Origin of the sequence: Gracilibacillus alcaliphilus (assembly GCF_016909015.1) — a bacterium.
Taxonomy (GTDB): Bacteria; Bacillota; Bacilli; order Bacillales; family Amphibacillaceae; genus Gracilibacillus; species Gracilibacillus alcaliphilus.
Map to the genome: position 1 here is coordinate 121,586 of NZ_JAFBFA010000001.1, position 19,823 is coordinate 141,408.

At 39.8% G+C, this 19,823-nt stretch carries 23 protein-coding genes; 18 read left to right on the forward strand and 5 right to left on the reverse strand.

The genetic code is table 11. The features are described 5' to 3' along the window. Window positions 1-172: 172 nt before the first annotated feature. Window positions 173-1,291, forward strand: coding sequence for a M20/M25/M40 family metallo-hydrolase (locus tag JOD18_RS00665; RefSeq protein WP_204666955.1), 1,119 nt, complete (start codon window positions 173-175; stop codon window positions 1,289-1,291). Next, complete coding sequence (locus JOD18_RS00670) at window positions 1,288-2,418, forward strand: DNA polymerase IV (protein WP_204666956.1); 1,131 nt, start codon at window positions 1,288-1,290, stop codon at window positions 2,416-2,418. The genes JOD18_RS00665 and JOD18_RS00670 overlap by 4 nt, the downstream gene beginning before the upstream one ends. Window positions 2,419-2,576: 158 nt before the next feature. On the opposite strand, the gene rnz is transcribed toward JOD18_RS00670, so the two are convergent. Together rnz and JOD18_RS00680 are read right to left on the reverse strand one after the other, a co-directional pair. After that, on the reverse strand, window positions 2,577-3,491 hold the full coding sequence (gene rnz, locus JOD18_RS00675; protein WP_204666957.1) for a ribonuclease Z: 915 nt from the start codon (window positions 3,489-3,491) through the stop codon (window positions 2,577-2,579). Window positions 3,492-3,519: 28 nt separating this feature from the next. Further along, window positions 3,520-4,254, reverse strand: a complete 735-nt coding sequence (locus tag JOD18_RS00680; protein WP_204666958.1) for a glycerophosphodiester phosphodiesterase — start codon at window positions 4,252-4,254, stop codon at window positions 3,520-3,522. Between the two features lie 224 nt (window positions 4,255-4,478). On the opposite strand from JOD18_RS00680, the gene JOD18_RS00685 reads away from it, so the two are divergent. Together JOD18_RS00685 and JOD18_RS00690 are read left to right on the forward strand one after the other, a co-directional pair. After that, a complete protein-coding gene (locus JOD18_RS00685; protein ID WP_204666959.1) occupies window positions 4,479-5,264 on the forward strand; it encodes an SDR family NAD(P)-dependent oxidoreductase in 786 nt (261 codons plus the stop codon). Window positions 5,265-5,277: 13 nt separating this feature from the next. Continuing rightward, window positions 5,278-5,607, forward strand: a complete 330-nt coding sequence (locus JOD18_RS00690) for an iron-sulfur cluster biosynthesis family protein (protein WP_204666960.1) — start codon at window positions 5,278-5,280, stop codon at window positions 5,605-5,607. A 41-nt stretch (window positions 5,608-5,648) separates the two neighbouring features. On the opposite strand, the gene JOD18_RS00695 is transcribed toward JOD18_RS00690, so the two are convergent. After that, window positions 5,649-6,563 carry an aldo/keto reductase gene (locus JOD18_RS00695; protein ID WP_204666961.1) on the reverse strand — a complete coding sequence of 305 codons (915 nt, stop codon included), beginning with the start codon at window positions 6,561-6,563 and terminating at the stop codon, window positions 5,649-5,651. 135 nt (window positions 6,564-6,698) lie between these two features. On the opposite strand from JOD18_RS00695, the gene JOD18_RS00700 reads away from it, so the two are divergent. The 14 genes from JOD18_RS00700 to sigF all read left to right on the forward strand — a co-directional run bounded on the left by JOD18_RS00700 (window position 6,699) and on the right by sigF (window position 17,828). Then, window positions 6,699-7,244 carry an NUDIX hydrolase gene (locus JOD18_RS00700; protein WP_204666962.1) on the forward strand — a complete coding sequence of 182 codons (546 nt, stop codon included), beginning with the start codon at window positions 6,699-6,701 and terminating at the stop codon, window positions 7,242-7,244. A 2-nt stretch (window positions 7,245-7,246) separates the two neighbouring features. Further along, entirely contained in the window at window positions 7,247-8,410 is a 1,164-nt protein-coding gene (locus JOD18_RS00705; RefSeq protein WP_204667175.1) for an endonuclease Q family protein, read from the forward strand. A 74-nt stretch (window positions 8,411-8,484) separates the two neighbouring features. Then, window positions 8,485-9,138 carry a stage II sporulation protein M gene (gene spoIIM, locus JOD18_RS00710; RefSeq protein WP_338029469.1) on the forward strand — a complete coding sequence of 218 codons (654 nt, stop codon included), beginning with the start codon at window positions 8,485-8,487 and terminating at the stop codon, window positions 9,136-9,138. 105 nt (window positions 9,139-9,243) lie between these two features. Then, window positions 9,244-9,723: a ferric iron uptake transcriptional regulator gene (gene fur, locus JOD18_RS00715; RefSeq protein ID WP_204666964.1), complete on the forward strand. Its 480-nt coding sequence runs from the start codon at window positions 9,244-9,246 to the stop codon at window positions 9,721-9,723. Between the two features lie 67 nt (window positions 9,724-9,790). Further along, entirely contained in the window at window positions 9,791-10,012 is a 222-nt protein-coding gene (locus JOD18_RS00720; protein WP_204666965.1) for a DUF4227 family protein, read from the forward strand. A gap of 12 nt (window positions 10,013-10,024) precedes the next feature. Next, complete coding sequence (gene xerD / locus JOD18_RS00725; protein ID WP_204667177.1) at window positions 10,025-10,912, forward strand: site-specific tyrosine recombinase XerD; 888 nt, start codon at window positions 10,025-10,027, stop codon at window positions 10,910-10,912. A gap of 113 nt (window positions 10,913-11,025) precedes the next feature. Beyond that, window positions 11,026-11,616, forward strand: coding sequence for a TetR/AcrR family transcriptional regulator (locus JOD18_RS00730; RefSeq protein ID WP_204666966.1), 591 nt, complete (start codon window positions 11,026-11,028; stop codon window positions 11,614-11,616). Then, window positions 11,613-12,002 (forward strand): DUF5367 family protein, encoded by a 390-nt coding sequence (locus JOD18_RS00735; RefSeq protein WP_204666967.1) that lies wholly within the window; start codon window positions 11,613-11,615, stop codon window positions 12,000-12,002. The genes JOD18_RS00730 and JOD18_RS00735 overlap by 4 nt, the downstream gene beginning before the upstream one ends. Before the next feature lie 90 nt (window positions 12,003-12,092). Further along, window positions 12,093-13,268 (forward strand): phosphopentomutase, encoded by a 1,176-nt coding sequence (deoB, locus tag JOD18_RS00740; RefSeq protein WP_204666968.1) that lies wholly within the window; start codon window positions 12,093-12,095, stop codon window positions 13,266-13,268. Window positions 13,269-13,285: 17 nt separating this feature from the next. After that, entirely contained in the window at window positions 13,286-14,587 is a 1,302-nt protein-coding gene (locus tag JOD18_RS00745) for a pyrimidine-nucleoside phosphorylase (protein WP_204666969.1), read from the forward strand. A 418-nt stretch (window positions 14,588-15,005) separates the two neighbouring features. Then, window positions 15,006-16,154: a D-alanyl-D-alanine carboxypeptidase family protein gene (locus JOD18_RS00750; protein WP_420827776.1), complete on the forward strand. Its 1,149-nt coding sequence runs from the start codon at window positions 15,006-15,008 to the stop codon at window positions 16,152-16,154. A gap of 123 nt (window positions 16,155-16,277) precedes the next feature. After that, entirely contained in the window at window positions 16,278-16,631 is a 354-nt protein-coding gene (spoIIAA, locus tag JOD18_RS00755; protein ID WP_204666970.1) for an anti-sigma F factor antagonist, read from the forward strand. After that, on the forward strand, window positions 16,628-17,068 hold the full coding sequence (gene spoIIAB / locus JOD18_RS00760; RefSeq protein WP_204666971.1) for an anti-sigma F factor: 441 nt from the start codon (window positions 16,628-16,630) through the stop codon (window positions 17,066-17,068). The genes spoIIAA and spoIIAB overlap by 4 nt, the downstream gene beginning before the upstream one ends. Window positions 17,069-17,081: 13 nt before the next feature. Next, complete coding sequence (sigF, locus tag JOD18_RS00765) at window positions 17,082-17,828, forward strand: RNA polymerase sporulation sigma factor SigF (RefSeq protein WP_204666972.1); 747 nt, start codon at window positions 17,082-17,084, stop codon at window positions 17,826-17,828. 281 nt (window positions 17,829-18,109) lie between these two features. Here the strand turns inward: sigF and JOD18_RS00770 are convergent, their stop codons facing one another. Both JOD18_RS00770 and JOD18_RS00775 read right to left on the reverse strand, forming a co-directional pair. Continuing rightward, window positions 18,110-19,504: an amidase gene (locus JOD18_RS00770; RefSeq protein WP_204666973.1), complete on the reverse strand. Its 1,395-nt coding sequence runs from the start codon at window positions 19,502-19,504 to the stop codon at window positions 18,110-18,112. Next, entirely contained in the window at window positions 19,501-19,686 is a 186-nt protein-coding gene (locus JOD18_RS00775) for a hypothetical protein (protein WP_204666974.1), read from the reverse strand. The genes JOD18_RS00770 and JOD18_RS00775 overlap by 4 nt, the downstream gene beginning before the upstream one ends. Window positions 19,687-19,823: the final 137 nt, after the last annotated feature.

The following is a 19,823-nucleotide window of genomic DNA, read 5'->3' on the forward strand; positions in this document are numbered from 1 at the left end:
CAAAATCCTCCTTTACCGTAGTGCTGGTTTGAAAGTGGCGTTATATACTGATAGTGTGATTAATCCGTGTCAGTGTATAATCTTAATCTACATATATTTTACATGGATTTAGCGGGGAGGACAAGTACAAAACAGAAGTATTTTGTGAAATGAAATCAAGGAGATGAAATAGATGATCAATCAAGAACGAGTGGTCAGTCAATTCTTGGAATTCGTACAAATCAATTCCGAAACAACACAAGAAAGAGAGATTGCTGATTATTTATTAGCTTTGTTAACAAAGCTTGGATTAGAAGTAGAAGAAGATGACACAGCAGATGCAACAGGCCATCAAGCAGGGAACATTATTGCGAAGTTACCAGCAACCATGTCAGACGCAAAAGCGATCTATTTTACCTCACATATGGATACCGTAGTGCCTGGTACAGATATTAAGCCAGTGATTCGTGACCAGGTAATCTATTCGGACGGCACTACAATCCTTGGAGCGGATGATAAGGCAGGCCTGACAGCAATAATAGAATTAATCCACCTACTACAGGAATATCCGATTCCGCATGGAGATATTTATTTTGCAATTATGAGTGGTGAAGAATCCGGTCTGGCAGGATCTAAGCTGTTTGATGCCAAGAAATTGCCTGCTGCATTTGGTTATGCCTTAGATAGTGATGGAGAGATTGGAACTATTGTCGTAGCTGCCCCTGCCCAAGCGAAGATTCAAGCATTGATAAAAGGAAAAGCTGCCCATGCTGGTGTACAGCCTGAGAAAGGAATCTCAGCTATCAGTATCACAGCAAAGGCTATTACACGTATGCCATTGGGACGGATTGATGAAGAAACAACCGCTAATATTGGCAGCTTTGTAGGAAAAGGACCGACGAATATTGTTTGTGATCAAGTACAGTTAGTTGCTGAAGCTCGTTCGTTAGATTCAGATAAATTAAACCAGCAAGTCTCCAAAATGGAAGAAGCTTTAAGAACAGCTGCCCGTCAAATGGGTGGTGAAGCAGAGGTGGATGTCGCATATCTCTATCCAAACTACCGATTTGAAGAAAGTGATGAAGTAGTGCAAGTAGCAGTAAATGCTATCAAGCAGATGAAGAAAACCCCTAAGTTAACAGTCAGCGGGGGTGGAAGTGATGCTAATAACATCGCAGGCAAAGGTATTCCAACCGTGAATTTGGCCGTTGGTTACCGGCATATCCACACGAAGAATGAGTCAATTGCTATCCAAGACTTAACAGAAATACCATTATTGATGTATCACATTGTTAAAGAAGCAGTAAAATGAAATCGAACAATCAATGGTACCCGAAGAACGGACGTGTGATTTTACATGTCGATATGAATAGCTTTTATGCTTCTGTAGAAATTGCTGATGATCCATCACTGAAAGGAAAGCCATTGGCCATTGCCGGTAACCCAGATGAACGGAAAGGAATTATAGTTACTAGTAGTTATGAGGCGAGGGAAAAAGGGGTTAAGACGACGATGACCTTATGGGAAGCAAAGAAACGGTGTCCAAACTTGGTCGTCAAGCGTCCTAATCATGAAAGGTATCGGGAAGTATCCTTTGAAATTTTTCGGATTTTGGAAGATTACACAGCATATGTTGAACCTGTTTCGATTGATGAGGCTTTTCTTGATATTACGGACAGCCATGATTTGGGACATCCGATTGAGATCGCTCAAACGATTCAACAACATATTGCTGATGATTTGTCTTTGCCGTGCAGTATTGGCATTGCTCCAAATAAATTTTTGGCAAAAATGGCTTCGGATATGAAAAAACCAAACGGTATCACGGTTCTGCGGAAGCGAGATATCGCTGCAAAACTTTGGCCATTGCCAATTGAAGAGATGTATGGAATCGGTAAGAAAACAGCCGCGAAATTAAAGAAATACGATATCCATACCATTGAAGATTTAGTCGAAGCCGATACGGTATTGTTAAAAGGATTGCTGGGCGTTAATGGTGTTCGTTTAAAAACGAGAGCGTTAGGCGAGGATCCCCGGGTAGTGGATCCAGAGAATGCTGCGAGTTTTAAAAGTATTGGCAGCTCACAGACGTTTCCTAGTGATATCAGTGATTTTGATGAGTTGGTCAGCCATATTCGATTTTTGGCAGATAAAGTGGAGAAACGGCTGCAGCGAAAAGGGGCAGTAGGCGATCGTGTCCAGTTAATGATTCGCTTTAGCGACCGCCAAACAATCACACGTCAGGCCAAAATAAATCGCTATATTGAAACGGCCAGGGATATTGCCTACCATGCTGAACAGTTATTAGAACAGCATTGGAATAGTGAACCCGTACGATTACTGGGAGTCACGATTCAAAACGCTGTTAAGAAAGAAGGCTTGACCTATCAACTGGATTTATTTCAATATTTACAGGAAAGAAAAAGTCAGGAAGAGTAAAGTACATACACTTTTCCTGACTTTTTTCGTTCTAGTGGAGTAACCAGTAAGTGTCGTCTAGTGGCTGGAAACCACATGTGAGTTACCGAAAAGCGACGTCGAGTGACACCTGTTAACATCATGAGCGGATGCGCCTCTTAAAATCTTGGTTGTAGTGATTAAATTTCATATGAGCTAAAATCATTTGCAATCTCTGTGTTGGCGAAATGCTTTCGTGCTTCGTCCAGCAGTTGTTGCTGTTGTTCAGCTTGAAAGCGAGAGGAAATGTGATTTAATAATAGTCGTTTAACCTGTGCCTGTTTGGCGATATTCGCTGCCTGTGCTGTTGTGGAATGGAAGTAACTATAGGCTAGCGCCTTTTGCTCTTCGGAAAAGGTTGCCTCGTGTACCAGCAGGTCAACGCCGGCGACAAAATCAATGGTTGTCTCCAGTGCCCGGGTATCCCCCAGAATAGCGATGTGTTTTCCTTTTTTTGCTTCACCGATATAGTCAGCTGCTTTCACTACTTCACCAGTTGGTAAGGTAACATGGGTTTCCGTTTTAAATTGCTGATAAATCGGTCCTGCTTTTATTCCTTTTTGCTGCAGTTTCTCTACTATCAAGTGACCTGGACTATCTTTTTGCGTAATGCGATAACCAAAGCTGTCGATCCCATGGTCTAATTTCTTTGCTGTAATAAGAAATTGTTCGTCTCCCCAGACAGGTCCTTCTTCTATTTCTTGAATTATCACAGGATAAGTCGGTTTGGATTGACTGACAGTTAGTGTCGTTTCAATAAACGTTCGGATACCTTTTGGTCCGTAAACAGTGATTGGGTCTTCACCGCCTTGAAAGGAGCGGCTGCTTAAGAAGCCGGGTAACCCGAAGATATGATCTCCATGTAAATGAGTGATAAACACCTTATCTACCTTTCTCGGCTTTAGAGAGGTATGGAGGATTTGATGTTGGGTTGCTTCCCCGCAATCGAACATCCATAAGCTGTTTCGTTCCTGTAATAGATCTAATATGAGGGAGCTGACATTACGTTGTTTGCTAGGCAACCCTGCCCCCGTTCCCAAAAAGTGTATGTTCATGTTACCTCTCCTTTCCAAGACAAATGAATCAATGTTGCGTAGCCTTCCTGATCCTGTTGGCCAGCCGCGGCACATCTGTGAAAATGGCATGACAGCCTAGTTTGAATGCCCGTCTAATCATAAATGGCTGATTAATGGTATATACGGCAACATATAAATTATTTCCCTGTGCTTGTTTAATTATTTGATTGTTTAACAACCGGTAGCGGATATGAATGCCTGCTGCTTTTAATTCTTTGCTATAGATAATTAATGCTTTTGCCTGTTTACTGGATAATAAACAGTAGTCAATCGGATATTGTAATTGGCTGATACGTGCGATACTCTGGTGATTAAAGCTGGAAATCACGCTAGCCTCTACCATTTGATAGTCAACCAGCTTCTGGTATACAATCTCTTCTATATTAGGATAGTCTATCATTTTGTTTTTTAGTTCGATATTTAGCTTTAATTGTTTGTCTTGATTCCAAGTCAAAAGGTCTTCTAAGGTCGGGATTTTCGTTCCTTGATAACGCGGATTTTTCCAACTGCCAGCGTCTAAATTCGTTAACTCTTCATAGGTAAAGTCTTTAATAAAACCTGTGCCATTAGTTGTGCGCTGCAGCTGCTCATCATGCATCAGAATCGGAATCTGATCTTTTGTTAAATGAACATCAGTCTCAATCCCATCTGCCCCTTGCTGGTAGGCCAAGTCAAAGGCAGGGATAGTATTCTCTGGTGCCTGTTTACTTGCCCCTCTATGGGCATAAATAATTGTTTTCAAGGTTTTTAACCTCCTAATAGATTGCATTCCTCTAAATTGTCCTTAAAATAAAGGGAAAAGTCAATCTAAAAAAATAAAGCCGCAATCATTATAGAAGGATCACTATCAAAGGGAAGTTGTTCTTTCCTGTAAACTAGCAGGATGAGACTATTACAGAAGTAAAGCTTTCCTATATGGAAGTCGCCCTTTAATATGGTATGATGGACGAAATAGGAGTGGATAGAATGAACCAATTACAGGGAAAGCACATACTGATTACGGGTGCTTCAAGCGGGATAGGGGAAGCTGTTGCTTATCAAGTCGCTGCACAGCAAGGCACCCCAATTTTAATAGCGAGAAGGATCGATAAATTAGAGCAGATTAGCAATCATATCGAACAAACATACCAAATCAAACCGATTATTCGTACCGCAGATATTACCGACCGAGAAACATGGGGGAATATATTAGCTGAAATGACAGAGGAGTATGCTATAGATGTGTTAATTAATAATGCCGGTATCGGTTATTTCAATACATTTGCAGATATGGACTGGAATCAAATAGAAAAAATGATCGCTCTGAACAACCAGGCTCTTTATTTTACGACCTATGCTGTTTTACCGACACTTTGTAAACAGCCGCAAGCTCATATTATCAACATTGCTTCACAGGCTGGAAAGATTGCAACACCGAAATCGGCGGTTTACAGCGCGACCAAGGCAAGTGTGATCAGTTTTTCTAATGCATTGAGAATGGAATTAGCTGGTCAAGTATATGTCACATCGGTCAATATTGGACCAGTGGCGACAGAGTTTTTTGATCAGGCAGATCCAACGGGTGATTATCAACGTAATATTGCCCGGTTTATGCTAAAACCTGACAGAGTGGCAAACAAAATCGTAGAATCGATTTTTACAGGTAAACGTGAAATTAATATGCCTGTCTTGATGAATACAGGCAGCAAATTGTATCAGAACTTTCCCCGTTTAGTTGAGTTATTCGGCAAACGATTATTTAATCAAAAATAGGAGGAGCGCTAAGATGAAGTTAACGATAACAGATCAGGCACTAAAAAAATTGATGGAAATAAATAATGAAGAGCAATTACTGCTCGCCTTAACCTATGATACAGAAGGCTGTGGCTGCGGTGTTAACGGGATGCCGACAATTACCCTTATTAAAGAACAGACAGCTAATCAACATCAAGTAGAGTGTGAACAGGCACAAACAGTGGTTCAGCATCAACAAGCGGTATTTTTTAATAAGGACATGAAATTGGATTACAATGGAGCCACTTTCCGTTTATCAAGTCCTGAAGAGATGCTCAATCCATTTATATCTGTCCAAGCCGTCCAGCAAACCATGGAATAAGACTATACAAAGGCAACAGCCAGCTGGCTGTTGCCTCATATTTACTCACGGTGCTGCTGATAAGTAGAGGCTTTCGTAATTTTTTTGACTTTCTCCATTTGTTCTGCTGTAAAAGATTGTTCTAAGGCAAGGACGTTTTCTTCTAATTGTATTGGAGAACTGGCACCTACTACAGCTGAGGTAACCGCCGGCTGCTGTAAGACATATTGCAGGGACAAGCCAGTTAATGTTTGTCCATCGGCTAAAAGATGGATTAAGGAACGAACAGTTTCGGCCAATTCGTTCTCCTCGTAATCTAAATACCCCTCAGCACCTTTTTTGCTAATGATGTCTAATCCCTTGGTGCTGATCATTCCTTTGGCCAGCGAGCCGCGTGTTACTACACTAACTTGATGTTCAGCAAGGACAGGCAGAAATTCTTCCGGACGCCGGTCTAAGAGACTGAATTGCATCATATTACTCACAATATTTGAATTTTGCAGGTAGGCTTGAATCACATTTGGCCGAATGGAGGAGAGCCCATAATAACGCACCACACCTTCTTGAACAAGTTCTTCAAATGCCTCAATCGTTTCTTCGATGGGATCCTCGATAGTACCGCCGTGCAGCTGGTATAAGTCAATATAATCGGTTTGCAGCCGTTTCAAACTAGTCTTTACTTGCTCTTTAATATAGCTTTTTCGTGGGTCCCAAAACCAGCTTCCATCCTGTTTTAAATGGTTGCCCACCTTGGTGGCCAGTACAAGCTGATTGCGTTTCTGTTTGATTGTTTCGCCTACTAATTCCTCGTTGCGGCCGGCGTCATAGAGATCAGCCGTATCTAAATAGTTAATACCTAGATCAATCGCAGCATCTAAAATGCTGGCTGCTTGTTTCTTCTCTGTTCCTAACGACATACATCCTAATGCGATAGGAGAGACAGATAAATCGGAGTTACCTAAGTTACTTTTTTTCATCATCAAACATCCTTTCGTGTGAGATCCAGCCTTGTTTATTCCCAGAACAATGTGAGCAGGACTGTAAATTAATTGTACAAATTGACGGAAAGAAATACAATGATAGTAAGCTAAGTTAAGAAAGGAAGTTATCGAATGAGTCAATTTGAAGAAAAAACCCTAGCAACGACACCGATTTTTAACGGGAGGATTATCGATGTACAGGTAGATGAAGTTCGTCTGCCAAATGGAGAAACATCCAACCGTGAAATTGTAAAACATCCTGGCGCAGTGGCGATTATTCCGGTGACAGGGGATGATAAGATTGTATTTGTGAAGCAATATCGCAAACCATTGGAAAAAACATTAGTAGAAATCCCTGCTGGTAAGCTGGAAGAGGGAGAAGCGCCGGAAATGACTGCTATACGAGAACTAGAAGAGGAAACAGGATATACAACCAACCAGTTGAAACTCATTCAGTCCTTTTACACATCACCGGGTTTTGCAGATGAACTGGTTCACTTGTATTTCACCAATGACCTCCAGCGATTAGATACTCCAAAATTATTAGATGAAGATGAATTTGTTGAAATTATGGAATTAACTTTAGAAGAAGCGGAAAAGCTAATGGAAAACCAAGAGATCCATGACGCCAAAACCGTATATGCGATTTTCTATTTAAAACTACAAGGATTGAGGTAATGATGTTACAACACTATTTTGCTGATCTTCATATCCATGTGGGAAGAAATATAGCAGGTAAGCCAGTAAAAATAACGGCTTCCAAAAATCTAACGATCACAAATATTTTAAATGAGGCAAGTAAACGAAAAGGGATTGATCTGATTGGTGTAATTGACTGTCAAGCCCCTTTAGTACTGAAAGAAATAGATGAACTGATTGCCAACGGACTGGCTTATGAGAAACGTCAGGGTGGGATTAAGTTTAAAGATACGACCTTGATCTTAGGCAGTGAGATAGAGATTTATGATGCTTCTTGCCAAGGGCCGATTCATGTACTTTGTTATTTTCCGTTTCTGGATACAATGAGGGAATTTTCACAATGGCTGAGACAGCACATGAAGAATATTGAGTTAAGTTCGCAGCGTTTTTACGGAACTGCTCGGTCTTTACAAGAGAAGGTCAAGCAATTGGACGGATTATTTATCCCAGCTCATATCTTCACACCATTTAAAAGTTTATATGGAAAAGGAGTTAAAGCCTCACTTACTGAGGTCTTAGATCCAGAACGAATAGATGCGATAGAAGTGGGGTTAAGTGCAGACACACATATGGCAAACCAAATTAGTGAGTTGCATCACTATACCTTTTTAACCAACTCTGATGCCCATTCAATTGCTAAAATTGCCCGGGAATATCAATTATTGCAGTTAGAAGAGCCTAGTTTTGCGGAATTAAAACAAGCCTTGTATCAACAAAATGGCCGCAAGGTGGTTACCAATTTTGGCATGAACCCTCGATTAGGAAAGTATTATCTGACGGTTTGTGCCAACTGTCTGACATCTTTACAAGGGGATGTATGCCAGAACTGCGGTTCAAGTAAATCAATAAGAGGTGTGCGCGATCGTATTAATGAATTAACAGATAATCATTCGGAGCGGCCGGATTGTCCATTGTATCGATACCAAGTCCCATTAGAATATTTGCCTTCTTTAGGCCCGAAGACAATGGAGAAATTATTACAGCACTTCGGTACGGAAATGAATATTATTCATCATGTACCAGAAGAACAGCTGCAAACTGTGGTTCCCCTTAAACTAGCAAAAATGATTGTCGCCTTGCGTCACGGAAAACTCTCCATTCAAGAAGGTGGAGGCGGGCGCTATGGTAGGATAATGATGGAATAGAAGGGGCAGTTCTTACTTTGGTTCTATTTTAATCGATATGATCATAGAGTAGAAATAGAACTAAAGCAGAGGATGTGAACCCATTGCAATTATCCAGAAAACAAAATACCATACTTCAGCATATTGTTAAATACCATACCATCTATTTATTTACGGTTATTCTGTTCATTACTGGCATCGTATTTGGTGCCATTATCGTCAACAGTATGACATTCATTCAAAAAGAAGATCTATTCTTTTATTTAGAACGATTCTTCTTAGGCTACTTACAGGAAGACAGCATTTCTCAACTAGAGTTATTTAAAAATGCTTTGTTTTATCATATTCAATTTTTAGCGCTTATTTTCTTTTTAGGGATCGCGGTTATTGGCGTGCCGATTATTTGGGTACTTCTGTTTGTTAAGGGCGTTGCAATTGGTTTTACCGTTGGTTTCTTTGTCAATCAATTGGGCTGGCAAGGTTTGCTGTTTTCCTTCGCCAGTATTGCGACACAGAACCTGATTATCATTCCGGTATATATTATTGCCTGCAGTTTGGCAATGATATTCTCAATTTCGATTCTGCAAAGCATCTTTTCGAGGCGGTATAAGCAGCCAATTGTTCAAAGTTTTTTCCGATATTCTACGGCCTTTATTTGCTTTATGGTCATCATAAGCTTAGCTGCTTTCATGGAGTCCTTCGTATCATTTGAATCCCTGAAGTGGGTATCCAATCGATTCATTAATTAATAAAAATTATAAAAAAATAATTATTCTTACCAACTTTTTATGATTAACTTAATTGACACTCTACATTAGAATATTTATAATTGTTTATGTAGGGAGGTCTTCATAATGGAATATCGTATAGACCGTATAAAAAAAGAATTGCATGCACAAAGTTATAAGTTAACACCTCAGCGTGAAGCGACAGTTCGTGTGCTGTTAGAACGTGAAGAGGATCATTTAAGTGCAGAAGATGTTTATTTATTAGTCAAGGAAAAGTCGCCGGAAATTGGTTTGGCAACTGTATATAGAACATTAGAGTTATTAACGGAATTGGAAATCGTCGATAAAATAAATTTCGGTGACGGTGTTTCACGCTATGACTTACGTAAAGAAGGTGCGAAACATTTTCATCATCATTTGGTTTGTACAGAATGTGGATCAGTGGAGGAAATAATGGATGATCTGCTTGGAGAAGTAGAAGGTATTGTCCAATCGGACTGGGGCTTTATCGTAAAAGACCATCGCTTAACCTTTCATGGCATTTGCCAGACGTGCCAGGAACGAATTTGCCAAAACTGTGAAGCGAAAAAATTAGCTGCAAACTAGGTATATTTTGTATATTTAATGGCATAAATTCTAATAGAATAAAGCTATCTATTAGGAGAGAATAATTATGCCAAGTTTTGTTAAACTGTGTTTAGATGTAATGAAGATTTTTGTAATCTTTGTAGTTTGTACGCTGTTATTTTATTACGTTATTAAGGGGCTTCACAGCGAGTATGAGAAATTAGATCGTTACGAATACCCGCAAGGTAACGCCATTAAGGTGATGGGGGAAAACAAAGAAACTGATTGGTGGGAGCGTCTTAGTATTTTTTTTCGATTGGGAGAATAAATTATGGATGAAATGCAGTACCCAGTAGAAGAATTTTTTCACTATTTACAAATTGAACGTGGATTATCGGATAATACGTTACAAGCGTATAAGAGGGATTTAAGCAATTATTACCAGTTTGTACGTGAGCAGCAGCAGAGAACGGACTGGCATCAAGTAACACGCCATGATATCATGCAATTCCTATATCAGCTGAATGATCAGGGCAAATCTTCTGCAACCATTGCACGGATGTTGTCCACCTTACGATTGTTTCACCAATTTCTGATTCGGGAATATCAGTTGAAAGATGATCCTAGTTTACACATTGAAACACCAAAGGCTAACCGCAAGCTACCTAAGGTATTGTCGCCTAATGATGTCGATAAACTATTGAATATTCCAGCAGCAGATAAGTTCTCGATTAGAAATAAGGCCATGCTGGAGACATTATATGCGACCGGGCTGCGAGTAACGGAGCTGATATCCCTTACCATGAATGACTTACATTTAACTATGGGATTTGTACGTTGTTTTGGAAAAGGATCTAAAGAACGGATTGTTCCATTAGGTGATGTGGCACGAGATGCTCTGGAGCTATATATCCAGTCAGCCCGTCCGGAATTAATGAAGCAAAAACAGACAGAAGCAGTATTTGTAAATCATCATGGCAATCCCATTTCCAGGCAGGGTTTTTGGAAAATAATCAAGGCTATTGCTGCAGAGCAAGGGATTGAAAAGGAATTATCACCACACACCTTACGCCATTCTTTTGCCACTCATTTATTAGAAAATGGTGCCGATTTGCGTTCGGTTCAAGAGATGCTTGGTCATGCTGATATCTCGACGACACAGATCTATACACATGTCTCTAAGTCAAGGTTAAAGGATATTTACAAGGCGCATCATCCCAGAGCATAAAACACCACGTACATACAAGCAGTCGTGGTGTTTTTGTATGCCGAGATTGCGATGAGTGGGGAAACATGGTAATATATAGTTAGTTATTCGACTAACTAATAAGAGGTGATAAAATGGCTAAACCAAATGTAATCAGTAAAGAAGATTTAATTCGCCATGCCAAACAATCCTTAACAGAAAAGGGGATTGAGAAATTCACATTAAGAGGTGTAGCAGAAGCAGCAGGGGTTACTCAAGGTACTGTCTACTATCATTTTCGGACGAAAGAACAACTATTACTAGAAATGGTACAGGATATTTCTGTTTCGAGCTTGCGAGATATATCGGAGCCTAATGAATTCATTCTGGAGCAAGCCATTGCCTCAGCCAAAAGCCGCTGTACCTATGATTCCCCTTTTCATAAATTGTTTTTTTCCTTAGTAGCCTCCAGTTTTACGAATCCGCATATAAGAGACCAGCTGGGAGAAATTATTGCTATAGAGAATCAGGCATTAACAGACAATCTTCCTTATCTATGGGCAAAATCACCTATAGAAGGTGTCTCATCAGAGGGATGGGGTATACTGCTAAATGCTGTCGTGGATGGCTTAGCCATACAGACACTGCTGCAAAAGGATTTTCCAGTCGACACTGTATATCAAGAGTTGGAACATTTGATCAAAGGACTTCACGCCTTGCCCAACAATCAGGGGGGATCCCGATGAGACGTTATGTTTTTACGGCTGTTTGGGGAGTGATAATCTGGTTTGCTGCTACGTTATTTTTTAGATTATTTGGCGATAGGGTGTTAGCTGTACCAGGTGAGGAGGGGTATCTATTGCGTCTGTTCTTATTATTAGCTGGCACCGCTGTTTTGTTATATGGGGTTACCAGTCTCTACCTGCGATTCGATGTAACGCAATATGCAGCAGCTAAGTTTGGCATTATTGGTACAATCACAGGCCTTATCCTGGATACCATTACGTTATCTTATCATCAGCAAGTATTTCCTTCATTAGAAGCGCCACAGCTGATTGCCTTTACCGCTTGGCTTACTTTTGCCTATGCCTTATTCTTGTGTATTCCGCTAATCATCCAACAAAATAAATGATCTAAAGCAGCATAATGAATAAGGTTAGAAAATAGCTCCATATGGTATACTAACGTAAATAACGGGTAAACAACAGTAGGAGGGAAAAAAATGACAAGGTTTAAACGAGTATTTTTAATTGTACTAGACTCTGTAGGAATAGGCGAAGCACCGGATGCTGCCCAGTTTAATGATGTGGGAGCAGATACGCTTGGTCATATTGCTGAACATCGCAATGGCTTAAAGATGCCTTATATGGGGCAATTAGGCTTAAGTAATATACGAGAAATTAAAGGTATAGATAAATCAGTCCAGCCCAAAGCACACTATACAAAGATGCAAGAGGCTTCTAATGGAAAAGATACCATGACTGGCCATTGGGAAATCATGGGGTTGCGGATTGAAACCCCTTTTCGTACATTTGAACAATTTCCCAAAGAGCTAATTGATGAAATTGAACAGCGTACCAATCGGAAAGTAATTGGCAATAAGCCTGCTTCTGGAACGGAAATTATTAAAGAACTCGGTCCAGAACATATGGAAACCGGGGCACTGATTGTTTATACTTCGGCCGATTCGGTATTACAAATTGCTGCTCATGAGGAAATCATCCCTATCGAAGAGCTGTATCGTATCTGCGAAATTTGCCGTGAATTAACACTGGATGAAAAATATATGATTGGCCGTGTAATTGCAAGGCCGTTTATCGGTGAACCTGGCCGTTTTGAAAGAACGGCTAACCGTCATGATTATGCCCTTAAGCCGTTTGACTATACGGTAATGAATGCACTGGAAGACGGTGGGTATGATGTGATCGCTTTAGGTAAAATTTCCGATATTTATGATGGAGAAGGTGTAACAGAGGCAATCCGAACAACAGATAATGATGATGGAATGGAGAAATTCATACAATCAATTGACAAGTCATTTACCGGCTTGAATTTTTTAAACTTGGTTGATTTTGATGCGAAATATGGGCATCGTCGTGATCCTGATGGCTATGCGATTGCCCTAGAAACTTTTGATAAACGTCTGCCTGAAGTCCTGGAGAAGCTAAAGGATGATGATCTGCTGATTATTACAGCTGATCATGGAAATGATCCAACCCATCACGGAACCGACCATACAAGGGAATATGTTCCTTTGCTTGTGTATCATAAACAAATCACAAAGGGCAAATCTCTGCCTATTCGTGAAACCTTTGCTGATATCGGGGCAACCATTGCTGCTAATTTCAATGTACAAATGCCGAAATATGGCACAAGCTTTTTAAAAGATATCGAATAGAAAGAGGTGCTTGTAACATGAGAATGGTTGATATTATTGAACAGAAACGAAATGGCGGAATACTGACCGATCAGGAAATTGCTTACTTTATTGGGGGCTATCTAGATGATCAAATCCCTGATTATCAGGTGTCAGCCTTACTGATGGCGATATATTACAAGGGCATGTCTCAGGAAGAAATTGCTAATCTAACGAAGCATATGGTGGCTTCAGGTGATACGATTGATTTAAGCTCGATTAAGGGTCATAAGGTGGACAAGCATTCTACTGGTGGAGTTGGTGATAAAACAACCTTTATTGTCGGACCACTGGTAGGGGCGGCGGGTGTACCTGTAGCCAAAATGTCAGGAAGAGGATTGGGGCATACTGGAGGAACAATTGATAAATTGGAATCCATTTCCGGCTTTCGAGTGGAATTGACCAATCAAGAATTCGTTGATACGGTGAACAAGCATAAGTTAGCTGTTGTTGGTCAGACAGGCAATCTTGCTCCAGCTGATAAGAAATTATATGCTTTACGTGATGTCACAGCAACTGTCGATTCTATTCCTTTGATTGCCAGTTCAATTATGAGTAAGAAGATTGCTTCCGGCGCAGATAGTATCGTTTTAGATGTCAAGACGGGTTCAGGAGCGTTTATGAAGTCACTAGAAGACTCCAAGCGTTTGGCTGAGGCAATGGTTACGATAGGTAATCAATTGAATAAACAAACGGTTGCTGTTATAAGTGATATGAACCAGCCGTTAGGGTTTGAAATAGGTAATGCAAATGAGGTAAAAGAAGCTGTTCAGGTACTCCAAGGTGAGAAGATTGATGACCTGCGCGAGTTAGCAATCGAATTGGCTGCACATATGACCGTGTTGGCTGGGATCTATGAAGATTATGAGACAGCGGTTCAAGCATTGGAAGAAAAACTAGATAATGGCGAAGCACTTGCATGTTTTAGAGACTTTATTGAGGCGCAAGGCGGTGAGGCGTCGTTTATCGATAATTTTGATTTATTGCCACAATCTGCTTATAAAATAGCAGTCAAGGCAACAGCAACAGGATATATCCATGAAATGGCCGCTGAAAAAATCGGTCTGGCTGCTATGCATTTAGGGGCTGGCCGGGCTACAAAAGATGATCAGATTAATCATGCTGTCGGTATCACCTTGAAGAAGAAGATCGGTGATCAAGTAGAAAAAGGTGATACCTTGGCTATCCTTCATAGTGAGAAAGATCAAGCAGATCAAGTCATTGATATCGTTCGAAGTGCGTATACAATTCAACCGGACAAGACAAAGCCGCGACAAATGATTTATGAAGTAGTGAAATAAGCAAGTGATGTTATCTCTAAGTTAATAACCGATAATAGAAAAATGAATGTCGCAAAATGTAAATATTGCATTTTGCGACATTTTTTGTTGTTTAGCAGAAGATGTTCTAAGATGTTAAGACTCCCAAGCGTTGTAGAATCAAACCATAGCGAAACGATCAGCAGCAGCGGTTGCCTTGCTCACGATACCTACCATACGTTAAAACATTTGTTGCCATTTTTGTGCTTTATGATTGCCATTTATCTTCATTAGTCTCTATCACCTATCTATTTTTAACTTACTTGTCACTTTCCTAAATAAAATACCTCTATTTGTTATATTTATAGGTTTATTTGGAGAAAATAGAACTGTTACTATTCTGGAGGTGAAGCGATTGAATAAATCAATCATTAGCTTAGTTTGTATACTATCTATTTTTATATCTTATCCATCTATCACTTGGGCACAGTCACAAGAAAAAGAGACGGCTGAGACGGCGGAGGACAATGGATTAGAACTAGCCAAACATTCCAAGTCGGCTATTTTGATGGAGCGAGATACCGGTACGATTCTCTATGATAAAAATGCAGAGGAAAAACTTCCCCCTGCCAGTATGACGAAGGTTATGACCATGCTATTAATTATGGAAGCTTTGGATGAAGGGAAACTTTCTTTAACGGAACAAGTTACAGTTAGTGAATATGCAGCTTCAATGGGCGGTTCACAAATTTTCTTAGAAGCTGGGGAAGAAATGACTGTTCAAGACTTGCTAAAAGGGATAGCGGTAGCCTCTGGAAATGATGCAAGTATGGCAATGGCGGAACGAATTGCTGGAAGTGAAGAATCATTTGTGAAGATGATGAATGATAAGGTGAAAGAGCTGGGACTGACGTCTACTCAATTTCAGAATCCAACTGGTCTGCCAGCAGAAAATCACTACAGCACAGCATATGATATGGCTGTTATGGCAAAAGAACTGCTGAAGCACGAGGAAATTACTGAGTATACTGGGATCTATGAAGATTATCTGCGCCAAGGAACAGAGGATGAATTTTGGTTAGTTAATACCAATAAATTAGTGAAATTCTATGATGGTGTAGATGGTTTAAAAACTGGCTATACAAGTGAAGCAAAATTTTGTTTAACTGCTACGGCAGAAAAGAATGGCATGCGTACCATTGCGGTAGTGATGGGGGCCGATAATACTAAAAATCGAAATAGTGATGTTTCTCAATTACTAGACTATGCCTATTCCCAGTTCGAGACAAAGAAATTGTACGAAAAGAATCAACCAGTCACATCCTTTGAATGGTTCAAAGCAAATAAGCAGCCAATAGATATCATTACGGATGACAATGTCTCGATTCTATATCCGAAAGGAATGGATCTGGATCAACTAGATACCAAAATTTCGATTGATCAAGATATAGAATTGCCGTTAACTAAGGGGACAAAAGTAGGTCAGGTCATTGTAACAGATGGGGAAGAGACCATTAGTGAAACGGATTTAGTCGTGGCTGAAGATCTTGATAAAGCAAACCTGTTTCAATTATTTAAACGAACCTTTGCTTCTTTCTTCTCATTGTAGATTGTTGATGGTCGAATAATTGCATGTTTGGACGATTTGCTTCTAGTTTTGTCAGGTGGGAGGATAATGAAGGACAAAGGTAGAAAATAAGAATTTAACCAAAGAATATTGGAGGGAACTATCATGCAATTGCAATCAGAATTTACAGTCGTTGAGAATGTCTTAATTGTTCGATTATCTGGTGAATTAGATCATCACTCAGCTGCACAGTTGAAATTAGAATGGCAGCAAAGGATGACAAGCGACAACATTAAACACGTCGTATTGAATCTAAGTGAGCTCCATTTTATGGATAGCTCGGGATTAGGAGTTGTATTGGGGCGATATAAGGAAATTAAACAATTAGGTGGAGAAATGATTGTTTGCTCCATCAATTCTGCGGTTAAGCGATTATTCAATATGTCAGGATTATTCAAAATTGTCCGGTTAGAATCCGACGAGCGCTTTGCGTTGTCTAGCCTGGGGGTGGCCTCATGAACAATATAATGGAACTGAAGTTTACCAGTATTAGTGCCAATGAGGCCTTTGCGCGAGTAACAGTGGCTGCCTTTGTTTCTCAAATTGATCCGACAATGGATGAATTAACAGAGATAAAGACGGTAGTATCAGAGGCTGTAACCAATGCAATTATTCATGGGTATGAAGAGGATCCTACACAGTATATTTATATTACCTGTTCACTAACCGATCATTTATTGTCCATCACAATTGAAGACGAGGGAATTGGCATTGACAATATTGATTTGGCCAAGGAGCCTTTATATACTTCGAAACCAGAATTAGAACGTTCCGGTATGGGTTTTACAATTATGGAGAATTTTATGGATAAAATTACGATCACATCTCATCCTGGTGAAGGAACAAAAATAAACATGACTAAGCAATTTCAGACAATCAAGACGATGTGTAATTAGGCAGGTGACCTCTATGAAAACAGGCATGTCTAATACATCACCACTTAGCGATCACGAGGTAAAGCAATATATTATCCTCAGCCAACAAGGGGACGAGGAAGCAAAGGCCATTCTCGTGGAAAAGAATATTCGCTTAGTTTGGTCGGTTGTTCAACGATTTTTAAATCGAGGTTATGACCAAGATGATTTATTTCAAATAGGTTGTATCGGCCTGTTGAAATCGATTGATAAATTCGATTTGGGATATGAGGTGAAATTCTCTACCTATGCCGTGCCAATGATTATTGGCGAAATTCAACGTTTTATCCGTGATGACGGCACCTTAAAGGTAAGCCGTTCATTGAAGGAAATCGGCAATAAGATCAGACGTGCACAAGATGATCTGACCAAGAAATTATCGAGGGCGCCAACCATTCAAGAGATTGCAGATGAATTAGAATTATCTCCTGAAGAGATCATCCATGCACAAGAGGCGGTAAAAAAACCTCAATCCATCCATGAAACTGTCTATGAAAATGATGGTGATCCCATTACTTTGTTAGATCAAATCGCTGATGTGAATGATAACTGGTTTGATAAACTGACAATGGAACAAATTATTAATGATCTAGACCAAAGAGAGCGCTTGATTGTTTATTTGCGCTATTACAAAGATCAGACGCAAACAGAGGTAGCTGATCGGTTAGGAATCTCCCAAGTGCAGGTATCCCGGATTGAGAAAAAGATTCTGGATAAGATAAAAACAGAGATGTTAACATAAGAAATAGCGAGCAAAACCTTGGTGTGGGGCAGGGTTTTGCTTTTTTATTTCGTTTGCTTTCTACAGCTAGAAACATAAAAGAAAGTTCTTTCAATTGATAATGCGACAAAGCGTATGGTATGACAAAAAGAGAGTGGAGGAAGAAGCGACAGCTTGTTAGCAGAAGAAACTGTAGAAAATGATAGATAATTATATCACAAATATACAATTTTGCTACGTGAATTTCTTGCATGCTGCAGTCATTTCTAAGAAACTAAAATAACGGCATAATTTCCTGAATGTTATGCCATTATTACATGTCTTGTTAACGGTTCTGTATTTTCCCATGTATGACCAACCTGTAACAATTGCTTTTCGGATAGGTGATTTCCAATGAATTGCATACCAACTGGGAGACCTCTTTGGTCTAATCCCATTGGTACGGATAGACTCGGTGTACCTGTTAAATTCACAGGAGAAGTAAACGGCAAACACCGTTTTATAACAGCCAAATTTTGATCTAACCACTGTTTTCTGTATGCTGGTGTTGTGATAGGGATTGTTGGACCAAGCAATATATCGACATATTTAAAAGCTTCATGGAAACCCTTCACCATTTTTCTTCGCGCTTGTTGGGCTTGAATATATTGTGGTGTATGTGTCAAAGCGCTAGCCAGAAAGAAAGTTCGAATATCTGCCGAATAATCTTCTGCGTGAGTTTGCAGCCAATTATGATGTAAAGCAGAAGCTTCTCCTGTCGCAGTTACATAACCAGAAAATGTGGACATAGACAGTTCAGCGATCACTACTTCTTTTATTTCCGCACCTAAATATTCCAGTGTTTCAACTGCGCGATTAAAAAGTCGTTCAACATCGGGGGCAAGCCCTTGGAGATAATAAGTAGGGATACCGATTTTTATTCCTTTAATTCCTTTTGTTAAATTTTCCATATAATTAGGAACAGGTAAGTTTAGGCTTATAGGGTCATTACTATCATAACCTGCCATATATTGAAGCATCAAAGCCAAGTCAGAAACCGATCGTGCCATTGGCCCAGCAGTGTCCAAAGACATAGCTGAAGGGAAAACCCCATATGTGCTGACTAAGCCATAGGTTGGTTTAAGTCCATAAACACCGCACATAGCAGCGGGTAGACGAATGGAGCCAAATGTATCTGTTCCGGTTGCAAGTGTTGCTAGTCCGGCTGCTAAGGAAGCAGTACCGCCACCACTTGAACCGCCTGGCATATACTGAATGTTCCATGGATTACGGGTATTACCAAAGAACGGATTGGTACCAGTTGATCCAGCGGCAAGTTCATGCATATTTTGTTTTCCTAACATAATTCCCCCTGCTCTTAGCAATTTTTCCACTGTTGTTGCATTTTTAGCAGGAACGAAATTGGCAAAAAGTTTGGAACCTACTGTAGTGCGTATACCTTTTGAGTAGTAATTATCTTTAATGCCGATTGGAATCCCGTGTAACGGTCCTTTATATTCACCTCGCATGATATCATCTTCCGCTTCTTTGGCTTGTTTTAAGGCTAAATCATGAAGAGGAGAGATATACGTTCTTAGCAGCGAGTCAAAATTATCCATTCGGTTTAATGTATGTGTTGTCAATTCAATGGGGGATAGTTGTCGTGATTTAATGAATGGCCCCAGTTCTGTAGCAGTTAAGAAGGAGATATCAGTCATAAAATCAAACCCTTATCAAGGACCGTTATAGGTGTTTCCATATTTAAATGCGGCAAGGCATGAATTGAGAGTTGTGCCTGGTTTATGGTGTAGCATATATTTTGTATGTATGGAATGTCTGTTTCAAATATCGGTAATCCTTGTACATGTAAACTCTGCTTTACAACGTTTGCATCATCCATTTAATTTCCCCTTCCTTTATAAGTTTTTATACTATATGAAAAGGCTGAAAGAATATGCTGAGAAATTGATATTATTGCATTAACTTTTTTCAATGATACAAGGGACTAAAGTATTTCAAGATAATAAATATTCCTAT